Origin of the sequence: Lacinutrix sp. (assembly GCF_029238095.1) — a bacterium.
GTDB lineage: Bacteria > Bacteroidota > Bacteroidia > Flavobacteriales > Flavobacteriaceae > Lacinutrix.
Genome location: NZ_JAQWGS010000026.1, coordinates 97898 through 117712, shown reverse-complemented (window position 1 = coordinate 117712; position 19815 = coordinate 97898). Strand labels below are relative to the sequence as shown.

Here is a 19815-nt window from a genome sequence, read left to right as displayed (position 1 = left end):
AGGTACTTGTTGCTACATCATCTTTAAAACACAATATTAATTGGACGCTAAACAGCATAAACACTTTAAAATACACAAGCCCTATGGTATGCTCTCACAATTCGCGAGTAATTCAACCCAACAAAAAAGAAAACATTTTTTAGGAGAGTTGGGAAATTTTCCAGAAAGCATAATGCCTATTGGTAGACTCGACGAAAAAAGTGAAGGCTTATTATTATTAACTACAGATGGAAAAATAAGTAATTATATTAATAGTAATGGTGTAGAAAAAGAATACTATGCATTAGTAGATGGAGCGATTTCTGAAAGTCAAATTACTCAACTTCAAAAAGGAGTAGAAATAGGTTTTGATGGTAAAAAATACCAAACCAAACCATGTAAGGTCTTAAAACTAGAAACACCTCCTCTTCTGCCCAACCGCTCAAAAAAAATTCGTGATGCAAGACATGGTCCAACGTCTTGGATTTCTATAACGTTAACAGAAGGCAAGTTTAGACAGGTTAGAAAAATGACAAGTGCTATTGGTTGCCCAACTTTAAGGCTTGTTCGCTTTAGGATTGGTAAAATTAGGCTTGATAATATGAAAGTTGGCGATGTTAACGCCATAAATATTCTTGCTGAGCTTTAACTATAATTTATTACTTTTATAAGACTAAGAATCAATAAATCTCATTAGTTTTGTTTAAAATTTAAATACAATATGCAAAAGCAAATAGGTTGTTTTTTTTACGATATTTTTCAAGGTTTAGGTGTAGAACCTATAACTGCAAAATATCTAAACATGCTAACACTATTATTGTTATCAATCATTCTTATTTATATTATAGATAAAATTATTAGAGCCATTTTGCGTGCATTATCTGCTCGAATAGCCAAACAAACCAAGTCACCTTTCGATGATTTATTGTTAGCCAATAAAGTTCCTAGAAATGTTGCACATATTCTGCCATTAATTATTGGTTTAAACTTATTGCCAATAATTTTTATTGATTTTGGTTTTATAGAGATTCCAGTGCGTAAAATATTACAAGTTCTATTTATAGTATTAACACTATGGATTGTTAGAAGTGTTTTGCATACACTAGAAGATTATTTTAAAACCTTACCAAGATTAAAAGATAAACCAATAGATAGCTACATTCAAGTATTCATGATTTTTGCTTGGATAACAGGTATAATTGCCGCAATTGCAGTTTTTAGTTCCGTTTCTATTTGGAAATTTATTACAGGTTTTGGTGCTGCCTCAGCAATTATTCTACTTATTTTTAAAGATACTATTTTAGGCTTTGTAGCTAGTATTCAAGTCTCTATAAACGATATGGTTCGCATTGGTGACTGGATTACATTCGAAAAATATGGTGCAGATGGAGATGTTATTGAAATAAACTTAGCAACAGTTAAAGTTCAGAATTTCGATAATACAATTACTACAATTCCTACTTATGCAATGATTTCTGATTCTTTTAAGAACTGGAGAGGCATGACAAATTCTGATGGTAGAAGAATTAAAAGACATTTAATGATTAAGCAGAGCTCTATTAAATTCTTAACTAATGAAGATATCGAGCGTCTCAAATCTGTTCAGCTAATAAGCGATTATTTAGAACAAATGAATAGTAAGATTAGTAAATATAATATGCAAAATAATGCAGATAAAACCCAACTGCTAAACGGAAGAAATCTTACTAATATTGGTGTTTTTAGAAAATACATACAAACCTATTTAGAAAATCACTCAGCTATTAATAAAGACATGTTGCTAATGGCAAGACAATTACAGCCAACCACTCAAGGTATTCCTCTAGAAATCTATGCGTTTAGTAAAGACAAACGTTGGGAAAATTACGAATATGTTATGTCAGATCTTTTCGATCACTTCTTAGCTTCAGTGCCTTATTTTGATTTAGAAATCTTCGAACTTCCAAATTCTAGTGCTTTTAAGTAGTGATTAATTTAATTAATACTTATTAAAATAGCTTAATAGTTAATTATTAGTTAATATAATTATAGTATTAATAGTAATACTATAATATTTGCAATTAAATTATTTTACTATGAAATATTTACTTTCAAATATTAAAATTAATATAAACGAAAAAATTTATTTAAAAGATCCAGAATCTTCAGATTTGGGAAAGCGAATTATTGAAAACAGTATTTATTTAATAGATACTATTGGTTTTGATGGATTTACTTTCAAAAAATTGGGAGAAAAAATTGGTTCTAATGAGAGTTCTATTTATCGTTATTTTGAAAGTAAGCATATGTTACTTGTTTATTTAACTTCTTGGTATTGGACTTGGTTAGAATACCAACTTGTTTTATCTACAAATAACATTGAAGATAATAAACTAAAATTAGAGAAAGCCATTGCAGTGCTTACGCAAACTACTACAATAGACTCTGCTTTTAGTCATATAGACGAGGTTATTTTAAAACAAATTGTAATTAACGAGTATTCTAAATCTTATTTAACCAAAGAGGTAGATAATGAAAATAAGGAAGGCTACTTTGCTGTTTACAAGCGATTGGTAAATAGATTAAAAGATATGATTGTAGATGTAGATGTTTCCTATAAATACCCTTTAACTTTGGCAAGTACAGTAATTGAAGGTGCAATGCATCAACACTTTTTAAAAAATCACTTCCAATCTATTACAGAATGTAGTCAAGGTTTACAGCCTACTGATTTCTTTAAAGATTTAGTGTTTAATATTTTAACTCATAAATAGATGGCTAAGAATGTTATTAACGCATGGCAGCGTTTTGTTGGACTTTTAAAATTAGATAAAAAAGACATCAAGCAAATTATTTTCTATGCTATTTTTGCAGGATTGGTAAGTCTATCGCTTCCTTTGGGTATTCAAGCTATTATTAACCTTTTACAAAGTGCACAAATAAGCACCTCATGGATGGTATTAGTAGGTTTAGTTACTTTAGGTGTTATATTTGTTGGTGTGCTTCAATTAATGCAAATACGTATTATTGAGAACGTACAGCAAAAAATATTTACAAGATCTTCTTTTGAATTTGCTTACCGTTTTCCAAAAATGAAAATGGATGGTTTAAGAGGCTATTATCCACCAGAATTAGTGAATCGGTTTTTTGATACCTTAACCGTTCAAAAGGGATTATCTAAACTTTTAATAGATTTTCCAGCTGCACTGATGCAAATTATTTTTGGTTTATTATTACTTTCTTTTTACCACCCATTCTTTATTATCTATGGTTTTTTTCTATTAATATTAGTGTACATAGTATTTAAGTTTACTGCACAAAAAGGTTTAGAAACAAGTTTAGATGAATCGGATAATAAATATAAAGTAGTACACTGGTTACAAGAAATAGCACGTTCAATTTTAAGTTTTAAACTATCTGGAAAAACAACTCTAGCAATGGACAAAAATGACAGGCTAGTTTCAGATTATTTAGAAGCTAGAGAAAATCACTTTAGAGTATTAGTAGTACAGTTCATACAATTAATAGGTTTTAAAGTACTAGTTACTGCTGGATTATTGATTATTGGTGGTTTGCTTGTATTAAATCAGCAAATGAATATTGGACAATTTGTTGCAGCAGAAATTATTATTTTATTAGTTATTGCCTCTGTTGAAAAACTGATTCTAGGATTAGAAACAATGTATGATGTTTTAACAGCTATAGAAAAACTTGCAAAAATTGTAGACAAACCTTTAGAATCTCAAGGTGGAGAATTATTAGATATTAATGATGAAGCGTTTATTGTAGAGCTAGAAGACGTAACTTTTAAAGTTTCAGATAGAGATAATCCTATATTAGAAGATATTTCGCTAAAATTAGAACCTAAGCAAACCTTATTAATTAATGGAGAAAGTGGTTCTGGTAAATCGAGTTTGTTAAAGTTAATTGCAGGCTTAATTTCTCCTACAAAAGGAAAAATTTATGCTAATAATAAATCGTTAATTGGTATTAATTTAAATTCTTATAGAGCGTATCTTGGTCAAACTCAAACAGAAGAAACACCTTTTGAAGGTACACTTTTAGAGAATATTACTTTTGGTGATCTTTCAGTTACAACAGATCAAGTTAATGCAGCTATTAAAGTTGTTGGCTTAAAAGATTTTGTAAAATCTTTACCGTTGGGTTTAAAAACTATTATGTATCCAGAAGGAAAAGGCATTTCGTTTACAATTTCTAAAAAGATAATGCTAGCTAGAAGCATAGTTAAACAACCTAAAATGTTACTTTTAAAAGAACCTTTAGATCAATTTGAGGCAGAAGAAGCAAAAATTATTATAGACTTTTTAACAGACCCAAGACATAATTGGACTCTAGTTGTGGTAAGTCAGAGTGATTTATGGAAAGCAAAAGCAAACAAAACGATTACACTTAGTAATGGTAAAATAATTAACACAAAATAGTATGTTAAATATTTCGCATAATAAATTAAATACAACGGTTGATATTTCTGGATTTAAGTCTTCTAAAAAAGCTTTTGAAAAACGACATTACAAGCAGTTTAACAGATTGCTAATTATATCTGCAATAATATGTTTTATTATATTATTCTTCCCTTGGACACAGAATATAACAGCTACAGGAGCGGTTACTACTCTTACTCCTGCTCAAAGACCACAAAGTATTCAATCTCCAATTCCAGGAAGAATAGAGAAATGGTATGTTAGAGAAGGAGATTTTGTTAAGAAAGGAGATACCATTCTTTTTATATCTGAAGTAAAAAGCGATTATTTTGATCCTGATTTAGTTCAAAGAACAGGACAACAAATAGATGCTAAAAATGCATCTGTAAAAAGTTACGATTATAAAGTTAATGCCTTAAATAATCAAATTGGAGCCTTAAGTAATGAACGTAGTTTAAAACTTAAACAAGCAGAAAACAAATTATTACAAAGTAAGCTTAAAGTAAAAAGTGATAGTATAGATTTTGAGGCTGCTAAAACCAACCTTAATATAGCAGAAAAACAATTTTTACGTGCAGAATCCTTAGAAAAAGAAGGTTTAAAGTCGTTAACAGATGTAGAAGAAAAACGCTTGAAGTTACAAGAAACACAAGCCAAACTTATATCTCAAGAAAACAAATATTTAGCAGCACAAAACGAAGTGTTAAATGCTCAAGTTGAAATAACTCGTGTTAAAGCAGAATATATTGAAAAAATTTCTAAAGCTCAAAGCGATAAGTTTACTGCAGAATCAAACCAATTTGATGCTGTTGCACAGGTTTCAAAATTAGAAAATAATCGTTCTAATTATGAAATTAGAAATAACATGTACTATATAAAAGCACCTTTAGATGGCTTTATAAACAAAGCAATAAAAACTGGTATTGGAGAAAGTTTTAAAGAAGGAGAACGTTTGGTAGGTATTATGCCTGCTAATTACGATATGGCTGTGGAAACGTATATAGATCCAATAGATTTGCCTTTGGTTCATATTGGTGAATCGTTCAGAATTCAGTTTGATGGTTGGCCAGCAATTGTATTTAGTGGATGGCCAAACGTGTCTTATGGTACCTATGGAGCTAAAGTAGTTGCAATGGAAAGTTTTATTAGTGAAAACGGAAAATTCAGAATTTTATTAGCACCAGATAAAGAGGATTATGATTGGCCAAGTGCAATTCGTATAGGTTCTGGTGTTAAAGCTATTGGTTTATTAGAAGATGTGCCTATTTGGTTCGAATTGTGGAGACAATTAAATGGCTTCCCTCCTAATTATTATCAGCCAATATCATCTAAAGAATCTGCAAAAAAGTATTAATACATGAAAAAATATCTATTACTATTTTGTTTCATACTCTCCTATTCAACATATGGACAGTTAGATAATCCAGAAGAACTTTCGTTCGAGGAATATTTGGGATTTGTTAAACTATTTCATCCTATAGCAAAACAAGCTAATCTAAAAATTGAAGAAGGCCAAGCTAATTTAATGAAAGCGCGTGGAGGTTTTGATCCCAAACTAGAAGTAGATTATAATAGAAAAGACTTTAAAAGTAAAGATTATTACAATTTATTTAATGCTACTTTTAAAGTGCCAACTTGGTATGGTATTGACTTTAAGGCTAATTTTGAAGAAAATAGTGGAGACTTTTTAAATCCACAAAATAGTGTACCCAATAATGGGTTATTTACTGCAGGAGTTTCTGCTTCTTTAGGTCAAGGCTTATTTATTAATGAGCGCATGGCTACATTAAAGAAAGCTCGGTTTTTTAACAATCAAACCAAAGCAGAACGCGATTTAATGGCTAATAACATTGTTTATGAGGCAGCTTTGGCTTATTTTGATTGGGTACAAGCATTTAACGAAACAGAAATGTATAAACGTTTTCTATCTAATGCAAAAATTCGTTTTGAAGGCGTTCGAGAGAGCGTATTAGCTGGAGACAAAGCAGGAATAGACAGTTTAGAAGCCAATATAAATATTAATAATAGAGCTTTAGCTTTAGAACAATCTAAAGTTAAGTTAATGAAAAACACATTAATGGTTTCTAACTTTCTTTGGTTAGACAACGATGTGCCACTGGAAATAAATCCAAATGTAAATCCAAAACCACTTGAAAAATCTGAGGTTGACAGTGTTTTGCAATTGGAAGAATTAGTAGAGTTTAATGCCGAAGCGCATCCTAAATTAATAGCTTTAGATAGTAAGATTAGTGGTTTAACAGTTGATAAAAGACTAAAAGCTAACAAGTTACTACCAAAAGTAGATGTGCAATATAATTTTATTACACAAGATCCAGATATTGGCAATAGCTTTAACACATCAAATTATAAAGCGGGTTTAAACGTTGCCTTTCCGTTGTTTTTAAGAAAAGAGCGTGGTGATTTAAAATTAGCAAAAATTAAAATTGAAGCAACAAAGTTTGAACGTACAAATACCTCTTTAAGTTTAAAGAACAAGGTTGAAGCTTTAAAAAGAGAGCTTGAGTCTTACATTACTCAAAATGAAATTATTGCAGAAGTAGTTAAAGATTACGAAACACTTTTAGAAGCCGAAGAGCGAAAATTTAGCTTTGGCGAAAGTTCTGTTTTCTTAATAAATTACAGAGAATCGAGCTTAATAGACGCGCAATTAAAACAGCTTAAATTAAGAAACAAGTTCTACCACACTAAGGCCAAATTATTTAATAGCTTAGGTACAGTATTGAATTAGCACTATAAAAAAAGCCTTGATTTAAATCAAGGCTTTTATAGAGATTACACGTTAAAAGTCATGTTATATTTTCTTTACACGTACAGCGTTTAAGCCTTTCATGCCTTTTTCTAGTTCAAACTGTACTTTGTCGTTTTCTGTAATTTCGTCTAATAAACCACTAACGTGACAGAAGTACTTCTCTTGATCTTCGGAATCAATAATAAAACCAAAACCTTTAGAAGAATCGTAAAAAGAGACTTTTCCTTTTCTAATAGGATCTACCTCAGGTAAATCTTCTTTTTTAGGTACTCCTAATACAATATTATCTGCTTTTACTTTAATTTTATCTTCAGGATCTGGTGGAGTATCTACAAGATTTCCATTAAAATCTACGTAAGCAAACTGGATACCATCTGTTCCATTTTCTTCCCTTTCAGCCTTTCTGGCCTCCATTTTCTTTCTTTTGTCTTCACGCTTTTTAAGACGCTTTTTCTCTTTTTCTAATTTGTTAAATGTCTGTTGCGACTTTGCCATTCTTTTTTTTGTGTAATGTTAATTGTTAGCTGGATTGCTAAATTTTTGTAAAAATACGTTTTTCTATTGGTAATTTAAAGAAAATAATAAAGTTTGCTATTCCTCTTCTGGTGTATATATAACAGTAAAGGTTCCTCTTACTCCTGTTAAAAGGTTCCATTGACTCTCTAAAATTAAAACACCATCTTTATCATATACTTTAAATTCAGCAGTGTTTGGTCCACTACTGCCTTGATTCAAAGCTTCAAATTCAATTACGTTGTCACCAGGTTTTAATGTAGTAAAATAACTTTTAAACTGTCTTTCTAATAGAACTCTTTCTTTTTCTACATAACCATTTAAATAACATCTAATTAAATCTCCATCTTGAGCACCATGATCTCTGTATATAATGTTTAAGCTTTTTGAATTGGTTTTGTATTCGCCAAAAAACTGTGTTGTAGATCTACCGTTATTACTTATTTCATTATCAGGTCTCAATTTCAAAGCGTTTTTTAATTGCTTCTGGTATAATTCTGCAGGATTTCTAAACTTATTCTCTTTAATCATAGAAAAATCTTTACGTTTAGCTACGGGAAGTACTTCTTTTTTTGGTAAAACAATTTTGTTTTCTTCCGCTTCTTCTGGCTCTATATTATTTTTTTCTATAGGCTGTATTATAAGTTCATTGTCTTCTTTAGGGTCTTCTGCTTCTACCGCAGGAATAGCTATAGATTTGTTATCACTATCAATTTGAGCGTTTGAAGTAAGCACTAAAAAGAGTGTAAAAAGAAAAAACAAGTTAAGTTTCATGTATATATAAATCTATTTTCAAAAATAAAACAAAAACTATACCTAAATATTAAAATTCTCATAATCCTTTAAAAATATATAATTTTCAAAAGTATAAAACTGTTTTATTATAGAACTTATATGTTTTCAAAACCAATAATTAGTTAAAATGTGTTAAAATAGTACTTTGTTTTACATAGTACTGTAACAAAATTGAATTCTTGTCGTCTTTTAAGTATAACAGAATAATTTTAATCAACATTTAAAACCAATAGTCATGAGAACTTTAAACAACAATCAATTAACAGGAACATTAGAAGGTACTAAAAGTAACACTTGGAATTCAAGAAGACGTTTTAGATAATTTAGAATCATCAATCAAATCAAAACCAATAGTCATGAGAACTTTAAACAACAATCAATTAACAGGAACATTAGAAGGTACTAAAAGTAACACTTGGAATTCAAGAAGGCGTTATAGATAGTTTTAAAAATAATCAATTATTACTGAAGACTTACAGTAACAGAAAACAAAGATTATGAATCGAGCATGCAAAAAATATCAATCATTTATGCAAATGATTAATAGCAAACAGCATGTGTCATATAAATAAAATAAAAATAAACACATGAAAGCAATTATTAATACCTTAAGAAAAACAAATTGTATTACTGAAGAACGTTTACATGTTAGTAGAGAAATCTTTAAATTCAGTAACTCAAAAGATGGATTATGGAATGGCGTTAAACGTTATGCGCATTAATTTTTACTTTAATAATTTTTACAAGAAAGCCAGCATATTACATTGCTGGCTTTTTTATATTCTAGTTTTTGTAACTTCACAAGGTTAACAAAACTACTAAACATGAAATCACTACTATTAAGTTTTTGTATTGCTACACTCCTATTCTCTTGTAAAAGAGAAATAAAACCAGAAACCGAAGCAGAGCTTTTGGAGCGTGCAAAAGCTATACATGAACGTGTGATTACTTTAGATACGCATTGCGATATTAATGTAAAAAACTTTACAGATTCTTTAAACTATACTCAAGATCTAGAAACACAAATCACCTTGCCTAAAATGAACTCTGGAGGACTTGATGTGGCTTGGTTAATTGTCTATACAGGACAAGATAGCTTAACAACGGAAGGCTATAAAAAAGCATATGATAATGCTATATCTAAGTTTGATGCCATACATAAACTCACTAAAGATATTGCTCCAAACGACATTGAATTAGCCGTGAGTTCTAGAGATGTAGAACGCATAATTAAATCTGGCAAAAAAGTAGCTATGATTGGTATAGAAAACGGTTACCCAATAGGATTAGATATTAAAAATGTAGAAAAATTTTATAATCTTGGTGCTCGCTATATGTCCTTATCTCATAATGGTCACAGCCAATTATGCGATAGTAATACAGGTGAAGAGAAAGACGAATGGCTTCATGAAGGTTTAAGCGATTTAGGCAAAGCAGTAATAATAGAAATGAATAGACTTGGCATGATGATAGATGTATCGCATCCTTCTAAAGAGTCTATGAAACAAATGATTGAGTTGAGTAAAGCACCAATTATAGCTTCACATTCTTCTGCTAGAGCATTGTGTAATCATAGTCGAAATTTAGACGATGAGCAATTAGGATGGTTAAAAGAAAATGGTGGAGTTGTGCAAACTGTAGCATTTACGAGTTATTTAAATACCGAAAAAAACGATATGTATCACAAAGCTAGAAAAGAATTACTAGAAAAAATTGGTGATTCTTTACATGAAGCTGGAGATGCATTTTTTGTTAAACAATGGTATAAAGAAGACAATTGGGTTAAGCTTACAGACCAAGAAAAACAGGATATTAATAATAATAAAACATTAAATATTCTTCTAGATATATTCGAAAAGAAATCTAAAGCAAATCCTGACTTTCCTAAAAAAGTAAGTGTTAAAGATTTAGTAGACCACATCGATTATTTAGTAGAAAAAATGGGAATTGACCATGTTGGTATTAGTAGCGATTTTGATGGAGGTGGTGGTATTGAAGGCTGGAAAGATGCTAGCGAGACCTTTAATGTAACGTTAGAACTTGTTAAAAGAGGCTATACAGAAAGCGATATAGAACAACTATGGAGTGGAAACTTGTTAAGAGTTTTAGACGAAGTCGAAGCTGTGGCTAAGAAGATTAAGAAAGAAAATTAATTCAACTGTTTAATCATGTTTTTTATCTTTTCAATTTAAGATTTGATTTTTGAATACTCTATAAGTTCACTTTGATATAAATTATTTAATAGCTTAATAAGCAACCAGCTCTAATAACTCACCTTCAAACTTATCACGCGATAAATATTGGTCTTCTAATTGATTTATAAAAGGAATTGGAGTGTCTAAACTGGCTACACGTTTTACTGGTGCATCTAAAAACTCGAAACAGTTTTCCATAATTAATGCCGAAATATCACTAGCAATACCACCAAACAGAGAATCTTCTTGTAGAATAATTACTTTTCCTGTCTTTTTTGCTGATGTATAAATGGCATCAATATCTAAAGGTTGTAGAGAACGTAAATCAATTAAATCTGCATCAATACTTGGATGTTTGTCTAAAGTGTTTAATGCCCAATGAACAGCTTGACCGTAAGCAATAACGGTTATTTGTTCTCCAGTTCTTAACATCGCTGCTTTTCCAAAAGGAATAGTGAAATAATCTGTTGGTACTTCCTGGCGAATACTTCTATATAAGGCTTTGTGCTCAAAAAACAACACAGGATTAGGATCGTTAATTGCAGTTGCTAATAAACCTTTAGCGTCTTTTGGAAATGCAGGATAAACTACTTTTAAACCTGGAGTTTTTGTAAACCAAGCCTCGTTGGTTTGACTATGAAATGGTCCTGCAGCAACTCCTGCTCCACATGGCATACGTAATACAACGTCTGCATTCTGGTTCCAGCGATAATGTGATTTTGCTAAATAGTTAACCACAGGATTAAAACCAGAAGTTATAAAGTCGCTGAACTGTAATTCTACAACACTTTTAATTCCAGAAATGCTCAATCCCATTGCTGTTTCAATAATTGCAGACTCGCAAATAGGCGTGTTACGAACTCTGTCTTTTCCAAACTGCTCTACAAAACCATCTGTAATTTTAAAAACACCACCATATTCGGCAACATCTTGTCCCATTATTACTAAATCGTCGTGCTTTTCCATTGCTTGTTTTAAACCTTCAGAAATGGCATCAATTAAACGAAGTTCTTTAGTATTTATATTTTCTTCAACTTGTTGATAATTAAATTCTTGGTACACATCATTTAATTCGTTACTAACAGAGGAAGTTAATTTTTCTTCGTCATTAGTTTTGTCTAAATGCGTATCTATTTCAGCTTTAATTTCAGCTTTAAAAATGTCGTCTTGCTTTTCTGTTAATATATTTTCAGCAATTAAGTACGCTCTAAAATTATCTACTGGGTCTTTTTTCTCCCAAGCATCCATTAAGTCTTGAGGTACATATTTTGTACCACTTGCCTCTTCATGTCCGCGCATTCTAAACGTTTTAAATTCAATTAAAACGGGTTTAGGATTGCTTCTCATGTCTTTAGTAATTTGAGAAATTTTAGTGTAGACTTCTAAAATATTATTTCCATCTATAATGTGCGATTCCATGCCATAACCAATAGCTCTATCTGCTAGATCTTTACAATTGTATTGTTCTGTTGTAGGTGTAGATAATCCGTAACCATTATTTTCAATACAAAATAAAACAGGTAATTGCCAAACCGAAGCAACGTTTAACGCTTCATGAATATCACCTTCACTAGTGCCTCCATCTCCAGTAAATACAGCTGTAACTAGGTTTTTGTTTTTTAATTTACTAGCTAACGCTATACCATCTGCTACGCCAAATTGAGGACCTAAATGAGAAATCATACCAACAATATTAAACTCTTGAGTACCAAAGTGAAACGAACGATCTCTACCTTTTGTAAAACCATTGGCCTTGCCTTGCCACTGACTAAAAAGCCTGTATAAAGGAATGTCACGGCTTGTAAAAACACCAAGATTTCTGTGCATTGGTAAAATATATTCTTCCTTTTGCATAGCCAATGTAACACCAATAGATATAGCTTCTTGCCCAATACCAGAAAACCATTTACTAATCTTGCCCTGACGCAATAGAATAAGCATTTTTTCTTCTATTAAGCGAGGCTTTAACATTGCTTTATAAAGCTCAATTTTTGTTTCTGATGATAAGTTGGTTGTTTTATACTTTATGTTTGGTTTCATAAGCGTCTTTGACATCACTAATAAGGTTTGCCAAATATAACAATATTGGATAAAAATAGATTATGGTTACTAAAAATTATTGATTATTAATTCTCCAATCTTTTCTTTACATTTGTATATAGATGAATATTTAATAATAGTATAAATGACAAGCATTCCAAGTGTTAATTTAGAAGATTTTCTTTCTGAAGATCCAAAGAGAAAACAAAAATTTATAGACGAAATTGGTAAAGCCTACCAAGACATAGGTTTTGTGGCTTTAAAAGGCCATTTTTTAGATGAAAAACTAGTGGAGAGATTATATTCTGAAATCAAGAATTTTTTCGCGATGTCAGTTGATGAAAAACGTAAATATGAAATTCCAGGAATAGGTGGACAACGTGGTTACGTGTCTTTTGGGAAAGAAAGTGCAAAAGGTAAAAAAGAAGGTGATTTAAAAGAGTTTTGGCATTTTGGACAGTATGTAGAAGATGATCCCGAACGCGCTAAAGAATATCCAGAAAATGTTGAAGTAAAAGAATTGCCAGCTTTTAATGCTGTTGGCAAAGAAACCTACCAAATGTTAGAGAAAACAGCTAAGTATGTTTTAAGAGCTTTAGCTTTACATTTAAATTTAGAAGAAACATACTTCAATAATTATATACACAATGGTAATTCTATTTTAAGACCAATTCATTATCCACCAATAAAAGAAGAACCTAAAGCAGCAGAACGTGCTGCAGCGCATGGTGATATTAATTTAATTACTTTGCTAATGGGAGCTCAAGGTCGTGGTTTACAAGTTCAAAACCATGAAGGAGAATGGCTTGATGCTATTGCTGAACCAGATGAGTTAATGATTAATGTTGGAGATATGCTGTCCAGGCACACAAACAACAAATTAAAATCTACAATACATCGTGTTATTAATCCTCCAAAAGAGCTTTGGGGAACCAGCCGCTACTCTATTCCGTTTTTTATGCACCCAATAAGTGAAATGAAATTAGATGTTTTAGAGAGTTGTATAGATGAAAACAATCCAAAACAATTTGATGATATTACAGCAGGCGAATTTTTAGACCAACGTTTAATTGAGCTTGGTTTAAAAAAGTAAGCAATATTCAGTTTACAACCGTAACGCAATCTAAATATTGAATACTTAAAAAGATGGATTTAAAAGATCAATTAAAAAATCTCTTTCCTGAACACGAAGAAAAAGACGTTGAAACCAATGGAGAAGCTAACACACTTTGGTTACAAGACGACCCAATTATTTGTAAATACGAAAAACGAAAAGGAAAACCTATTACTGTTTTAGAAGGTTATACAGGTGCTACTGAAGATTTCAAAGCTTTAGCTAAAGAATTAAAGCAAAAACTAAGTGTTGGAGGTAGTTTTAAAGACGATAAAATTATTATTCAAGGCGATTATCGCGATAAAATAATGATTATGCTCAAAGAAAAAGGCTTTAATGTAAAACGTGTTGGCGGTTAATTTTTATGTCTAAGCAAACACTCCATATTACTAATGGTACAAGCCTTACTAATTATCTTAAAAAAGAGAATTATGAGGGTGAAATGTTAACTTGGCATGAAATGTTGTGTGAAGGCCCAACTGAAAAAGAAATAGATACTCCTACTTTTTTTGAAAAACGCAAAGCCTTTTTAGAATCTGTTTATAATGTTGAATATGATGAATTTAAGATAAAGTCAGAAATAAATAAACTTAATAGTGTAAACGATTATAAAGAAGTGATCCTTTGGTTTGAGTACGATTTGTTTTGCCATATCAATCTTATTGCAGCAATTAGCTTGTTAAAACAAAAAGGAATAAGAGTTCCAATGTTTTTAGTTTGTAGTGGACGTATTGAAAATGAAAAAGGACTCAAAGGATTAGCAGAATTAACTCCTAAACAACTTAAAGAACATTATCAAAATCGAATAGAATTAACAATAGATGATGTTGCTACAGCTCAAAAAGCTTGGCGTATTTATTGTGAAAACGATCATAATCTACTAAAACCTTTAATTACAAGGCCTTCAAACTTTAAATATTTAAGCATTTGTCTAAAAGCACATTTAAAACGTTTTCCAGATATGCGAAGTGGTTTAAGTACTTTAGAGTATAATATCTTGAAATTAATTAAAGAGTATACAATAAAGTCACGTCGTCATTTAGTTGGTTATGTATTACACTATCAAGGTTATTATGGCTTTGGAGATATGCAAATAGTGAGACTAATAGACAAACTTGAAATATTATATACTGAAACAGAGGATACTTTAACCTTAAATCGAGATGGACATTTAGCCTTAGAGCATCAAAAAAACTTTAGAAAAGAGCTAAATTGTAATTTTGTTTTTGGAGGTGCAAATAAACAAGAGTTTCAGTTTAATAAAAAAGCAAATAAATTGATTAAAAATACAGTGAATGCCAATTAAAGAATCAGAATTAATTTTAAATCCAGATGGAAGTGTATATCATCTTAATTTAAAACCAGAAAACATTTCAGACACCATTATTTTTGTTGGTGATCAAGATCGTGTAGAGAAAATTACCAAGCATTTTGATAGTATTGAATTTACAACACAAAAACGCGAATTTAAAACTCAAACTGGTATTTATAAAGGAAAAAGACTAACTGTTTTATCAACAGGAATTGGTCCAGACAATATTGACATTGTCTTAAACGAATTAGACGCACTTGTTAATATCGATTTAAAAACCAGAAAACCCAAGAAAACATTAACATCTTTAAATATTGTTAGAGTGGGTACTTCTGGGTCTTTACAAAAAGATATTCCTGTAAACTCGTTTGTATTAAGCACGCATGGTTTAGATTTAAACGGTATGCTTCACTTCTATAAAACTGATGGTATTAATAATGAAGCTGTTGAAAAAGCATTTATAGAATTCACTAATTGGGATACCAATAAAGCAAGGCCTATTGTTATAAATAACAGCAAGGCTTTAGAGAAGCGTTTCGATGAATCAATTGTGCATAAAGGAATGACTGCAACAGCTGGTGGTTTTTATGGACCTCAAGGTCGTGTTTTACGTTTGCCTTTATTTGATGATTCATTAAATAAAAAAATGGATTCATTTTGCTATAAAGACTTTAGAATAGTTAATTTTGAAATGGAAACCTCTGCAATCTATGGTCTTTCAAAATTATTAGGTCACAATGCATTATCATTAAACGCAATAATTGCTAATAGAGCGAATGGAACGTTTAGTAAGTATCCAAAAAAAGTAGTTGAAAATTTAATACAATATACCTTAGACAAATTAGTAGAATAAAACGTTTCGAAATTAGAAGATTAAATTTTGATTATTCTTAGCAAATAATAATAGTAAGATTAACGCTTTTGCGGCAAGTAGTATGAAGACAATAAATATTGGAGGAGTTCCAGAACATTTTAATTTGGCATGGTATTTAGGCCTTAAAAACGCAGAATATAAAAACTCAGGTATTAATTTACGTTGGAAAGATTATTTTGGAGGTACAGGAGCTATGTGTAAAGGACTTCGTGATGGAGATATAGATATGGCAGTTATTTTAACAGAAGGTATTATTAAAGATATTATTGCTGGTAATAAATCTAAAATTGTTCAGGTTTTTGTCGAGTCTCCTCTTATTTGGGGAATTCATGTATCTCACGATTCAAATTATAAAACCATAAAAGATATAAAAGGAACAAAAGCAGCTATTAGTCGTTATGGCTCTGGATCACATTTAATGGCCTATATAAATGCTCAAAATAATGGTTGGGATTTAAAAGAAGATCTTGATTTTGAAGTTATTAAAAACCTTGATGGCGCTGTAAAAGGCTTAACAGAAGGCAAAGCAGATTACTTTATGTGGGAAAAATTTACAACTAAACCCTTAGTAGATAATAGTACATTTAGAAGAATTGGTAATTGTCCTTCTCCTTGGCCATGTTTTGTTATTGCAGTTCGTGAAGATTTTTTAAAGACCAACAAAGAAGATGTAAAAACGATTTTAAATATAGTTAATGCAACAACTTCTGAATTTAAAGATATACCTAGCATAGACAGAATGATTGCGAATCGTTATGAACAAGAAATTGAAGACGTACAAGAATGGTTAAGCTTAACAGAATGGTCTCAAGAAAATATTTCTAAGGATACTGTTGCAAAAGTTCAAGACGAATTATTTGCTTTAGATATAATTCCTGAAAAATGGGATTATAATGAGTTAGTTGAAAAATTGTAATAATTATAACGCAACCTTTTAAACATTTCTTCATCTACAGAAAAAATAGCTTTTATGAAATTTTTAAAACCTTTAAGTTTTTTTGTTGTTATATCATTATGCTTTTTAAATACACAATGTGATGAAGATGACGATTTTCCAAATCAAATAACAATTCAAAATAATACAAGTGTTCAAATTCAAGACAATCAAAATACTTATAGTGTTGGAGATGAAATAATTATTGAAACTAATATTTCATTAAATCAAACAACTTCCAGCGGTGAGACTATATCTCTCTCAGATTACGATTATTCAGAACCAAAATCTGCTTACCGTTATTATATTACTTTATACAAGTTAAACGAATTTGGAAGTATTTCTATGATACCTTTAATGGAATCTAACATTACACCATTAGAAGGAAATACTACGATAGTTAATGGATCGCTTTTTGTTGAAGCCTTTTTTAATGGAGAAAGTTACACAAATACAGTAAGTATAACCTTAGCAGAAACAGGAACGTTTTATTTAGCAGGATTACGTTTCCTTCAAAATAACGATGGACAGTTAGATATAGATGGTGGTGTCTCAGAATTTGCTTTTGTAAATATTAATTCAACAATTGTAAACGCAAATAGTGAAGGCGGTTTTGAGTTTTTTGTTAATTAATTACCATTCAATAACTTTTAAATTTTTAGATTTTAAAATAGCATTTGTTTTACTAAAATGCTTATTACCAAACCAGTAACCTCTATTTGCACTTAAAGGAGAAGGATGTCCTGAAGTTAAAATACAGTGTTTTTCTTCATCTATAAGTTTGGCTTTCTTTTTCGCAAAACTTCCCCAAAGTAGGAATATAACACCTTCTTTATTATCACTTATACTTTTTATAACAGCGTCTGTAAACGTTTCCCATCCTTTTTTTTGATGACTTCCTGCTACATGTGCACGAACAGTTAATGTAGCATTTAACAAAAACACACCTTGTTTTGCCCATCGTTCTAAATTCCCGCTTTTTGGGTATGCAATACCTAAATCGGTTTCAATCTCTTTAAGAATATTAATTAATGAAGGAGGGTGTACAGTTCCATTACTAACACTAAAACACAAACCATTGGCTTGATTATAGTTATGGTAAGGATCCTGACCAATAATAACCACTTTTAAAGCTTCAAAGGTGCAAGTTTCAAAAGCATTAAAAATTTCTGATTTTGGTGGAAAGCATTGCGTGCTTTTGAATTCAGAATCAACAAATAGCATTAACGACTTATAATATGGTTTTTTAAATTGCTCTTGCAAATGTGGTTCCCAACTTTTGTGAATATTTAAGGCCATTGTTGTTTTTGTATTTCAGAATAAAAATAATACTATCTTTAATGCTATAAAAATTATTCAGTTTGAAAAACCTAAAATTCCCTTCAGCTCAAACCATTTTATTAATTATTGCGGCTTTAGTTACGCTTCTAACATGGATTGTTCCTGCAGGAAAGTATGCTACATTAGCATATAATAAAGACACTAAAGTATTTACTCAAACAACAAACGATGATGTTAAGAGCCTTCCAGCGACTCAAGAAACTTTAAATGCTTTATCAATAAAACTCCCATTAAATAAATTTACCAATGGTGATATTTATAAAGCCATTAATATTCCCAACACCTACAAAAAGTTAGAAGCTAAACCTCAAGGCATTCTGGAATTTATAAAATCGCCAATAAAAGGTATAATTGAAGCTGCTGATATTATTTTCTTGGTTTTAATAATTGGAGGTCTTATAGGAATAATAAATAGCACAGGAGCTTTTGACGCTGGTATAGGTTGGTTGGCAAGTGCATTAAAAGGTTATGAGTTTATTTTAATAATTTTAGTAACATTATTAGTTGCAGCTGGTGGAACTACTTTTGGTTTTGCTGAAGAAACTATAGCCTTCTTTCCTATTTTAATTCCAGTGTTTTTAGCTGCAAAATATGATGCTTTGGTTGGTGTCGCTTGTATTTTTATAGGGTCGTCTATCGGTACTATGTGTTCGACTATAAATCCGTTTAGTAGTATTATTGCAAGTGATGCCGCAGGAATGAGTTGGACTACAGGTGTTTGGGGAAGATTTGGAATGTTAATGGCATGTTTAACGATTTGTATTATTTACATTTTACGCTATGCAAACCGCGTTAAAAAAGATCCAACACAATCTATTATCTACGATCAACAGCAGCAAATAGCAGCACTTTTTTCTGGTAACTCGACAGAAATTGTAAAATTCACAACGCGTTTAAGGTTGGCATTATTTGTTTTTGCTATGTGTTTTGCAATTATGATTTATGGTGTGGTATTTCTAGAATGGTGGTTTGTAGAAATGACAGCAACTTTTTTAGTAGGAGCCATTTTAATTGGCTTTATTACTGGCATTAAAGAATCTAACTTTGTAGACACTTTTGTAAAAGGTGCTGGAGACTTGTTAGGCGTTGCATTAATTATTGGTATCGCCAGAGGAATTACAGTTATTATGGCAGATGGTTTAATTAGTGATACCATGTTACATTATGCAAGTGGTGTAACAAACGGAATGAATAAAGGTTTATTTGCTAGTGCAATGACTGGAATTTACGCAGTCCTTTCATTTTTTATTCCAAGTTCATCAGGAATGGCTGTACTAACTATGCCAATTATGTCTCCTTTAGCAGATGGTGTTGGTGTAGGTAGAGAAATTGTGGTTAATGCATACCAATATGGAATGGGATTATTTTACTTAATAAACCCAACAGGATTAATTTTAGCATCTTTAGCAATTGTAAAGGTTGGCTTTAATAAATGGCTAAAATTTATTATGCCTTTGTTTCTTATTTTGGTAGTATTTACACTATTAGTTATGACGCTTTCAGTATATTTATAGCACATAATTTTCA

The 19815-nt window shown here is 30.7% G+C and carries 19 protein-coding genes; 15 read left to right on the top strand and 4 right to left on the bottom strand.

Translation table 11 applies throughout. The features are described 5' to 3' along the window. Positions 1-40: 40 nt before the first annotated feature. The 6 genes from P8H50_RS08535 to P8H50_RS08510 all read left to right on the top strand — a co-directional run bounded on the left by P8H50_RS08535 (position 41) and on the right by P8H50_RS08510 (position 7149). Entirely contained in the window at positions 41-628 is a 588-nt protein-coding gene (locus P8H50_RS08535; protein WP_300207789.1) for a pseudouridine synthase, read from the top strand. 72 nt (positions 629-700) lie between these two features. Continuing rightward, on the top strand, positions 701-1945 hold the full coding sequence (locus tag P8H50_RS08530) for a mechanosensitive ion channel domain-containing protein (protein WP_300207787.1): 1245 nt from the start codon (positions 701-703) through the stop codon (positions 1943-1945). Positions 1946-2054: 109 nt separating this feature from the next. Then, positions 2055-2732, top strand: coding sequence for a TetR/AcrR family transcriptional regulator (locus P8H50_RS08525; RefSeq protein ID WP_300207785.1), 678 nt, complete (start codon positions 2055-2057; stop codon positions 2730-2732). Beyond that, positions 2733-4400 (top strand): ATP-binding cassette domain-containing protein, encoded by a 1668-nt coding sequence (locus tag P8H50_RS08520; protein ID WP_300207782.1) that lies wholly within the window; start codon positions 2733-2735, stop codon positions 4398-4400. Position 4401: 1 nt separating this feature from the next. Continuing rightward, complete coding sequence (locus P8H50_RS08515) at positions 4402-5754, top strand: biotin/lipoyl-binding protein (protein WP_300207780.1); 1353 nt, start codon at positions 4402-4404, stop codon at positions 5752-5754. A gap of 3 nt (positions 5755-5757) precedes the next feature. After that, on the top strand, positions 5758-7149 hold the full coding sequence (locus P8H50_RS08510) for a TolC family protein (protein ID WP_300207777.1): 1392 nt from the start codon (positions 5758-5760) through the stop codon (positions 7147-7149). A 63-nt stretch (positions 7150-7212) separates the two neighbouring features. Here P8H50_RS08510 and P8H50_RS08505 read toward each other — a convergent pair whose 3' ends face one another. Further along, positions 7213-7665 (bottom strand): cold-shock protein, encoded by a 453-nt coding sequence (locus P8H50_RS08505; RefSeq protein WP_300207774.1) that lies wholly within the window; start codon positions 7663-7665, stop codon positions 7213-7215. Between the two features lie 96 nt (positions 7666-7761). Continuing rightward, positions 7762-8457, bottom strand: coding sequence for a hypothetical protein (locus P8H50_RS08500; protein ID WP_300207771.1), 696 nt, complete (start codon positions 8455-8457; stop codon positions 7762-7764). Positions 8458-9065: 608 nt separating this feature from the next. Here P8H50_RS08500 and P8H50_RS08495 point away from each other — a divergent pair. After that, on the top strand, positions 9066-9200 hold the full coding sequence (locus P8H50_RS08495) for a hypothetical protein (RefSeq protein WP_300207767.1): 135 nt from the start codon (positions 9066-9068) through the stop codon (positions 9198-9200). A 102-nt stretch (positions 9201-9302) separates the two neighbouring features. Continuing rightward, a complete protein-coding gene (locus P8H50_RS08490; RefSeq protein WP_300207764.1) occupies positions 9303-10631 on the top strand; it encodes a dipeptidase in 1329 nt (442 codons plus the stop codon). Positions 10632-10724: 93 nt separating this feature from the next. On the opposite strand, the gene P8H50_RS08485 is transcribed toward P8H50_RS08490, so the two are convergent. Beyond that, on the bottom strand, positions 10725-12728 hold the full coding sequence (locus tag P8H50_RS08485) for a dehydrogenase E1 component subunit alpha/beta (RefSeq protein ID WP_300207761.1): 2004 nt from the start codon (positions 12726-12728) through the stop codon (positions 10725-10727). Positions 12729-12858: 130 nt separating this feature from the next. Here P8H50_RS08485 and P8H50_RS08480 point away from each other — a divergent pair, with 130 nt between their 5' ends. From P8H50_RS08480 to P8H50_RS08455, 6 genes are all read left to right on the top strand, one after another. Next, positions 12859-13806: a 2-oxoglutarate and iron-dependent oxygenase domain-containing protein gene (locus tag P8H50_RS08480; protein ID WP_300207758.1), complete on the top strand. Its 948-nt coding sequence runs from the start codon at positions 12859-12861 to the stop codon at positions 13804-13806. A 53-nt stretch (positions 13807-13859) separates the two neighbouring features. Then, positions 13860-14186, top strand: a complete 327-nt coding sequence (locus P8H50_RS08475; RefSeq protein ID WP_300207755.1) for a translation initiation factor — start codon at positions 13860-13862, stop codon at positions 14184-14186. A gap of 5 nt (positions 14187-14191) precedes the next feature. Then, positions 14192-15133, top strand: coding sequence for a DUF1835 domain-containing protein (locus P8H50_RS08470; RefSeq protein WP_300207753.1), 942 nt, complete (start codon positions 14192-14194; stop codon positions 15131-15133). Next, the gene (locus P8H50_RS08465; RefSeq protein WP_300207751.1) at positions 15123-15992 is read left to right on the top strand and encodes a nucleoside phosphorylase; all 870 of its coding nucleotides are present in this window, start codon (positions 15123-15125) and stop codon (positions 15990-15992) included. The genes P8H50_RS08470 and P8H50_RS08465 overlap by 11 nt, the downstream gene beginning before the upstream one ends. An 82-nt stretch (positions 15993-16074) precedes the next feature. Further along, positions 16075-16929, top strand: a complete 855-nt coding sequence (locus P8H50_RS08460; protein ID WP_300207749.1) for a substrate-binding domain-containing protein — start codon at positions 16075-16077, stop codon at positions 16927-16929. A 54-nt stretch (positions 16930-16983) separates the two neighbouring features. After that, the gene (locus P8H50_RS08455) at positions 16984-17580 is read left to right on the top strand and encodes a hypothetical protein (RefSeq protein WP_300207747.1); all 597 of its coding nucleotides are present in this window, start codon (positions 16984-16986) and stop codon (positions 17578-17580) included. On the opposite strand, the gene P8H50_RS08450 is transcribed toward P8H50_RS08455, so the two are convergent. Further along, positions 17581-18246: a uracil-DNA glycosylase gene (locus P8H50_RS08450; protein ID WP_300207744.1), complete on the bottom strand. Its 666-nt coding sequence runs from the start codon at positions 18244-18246 to the stop codon at positions 17581-17583. A 62-nt stretch (positions 18247-18308) separates the two neighbouring features. Between P8H50_RS08450 and P8H50_RS08445 the strand changes: the two genes are divergently transcribed. Then, complete coding sequence (locus P8H50_RS08445; RefSeq protein WP_300207741.1) at positions 18309-19802, top strand: YfcC family protein; 1494 nt, start codon at positions 18309-18311, stop codon at positions 19800-19802. Positions 19803-19815: the final 13 nt, after the last annotated feature.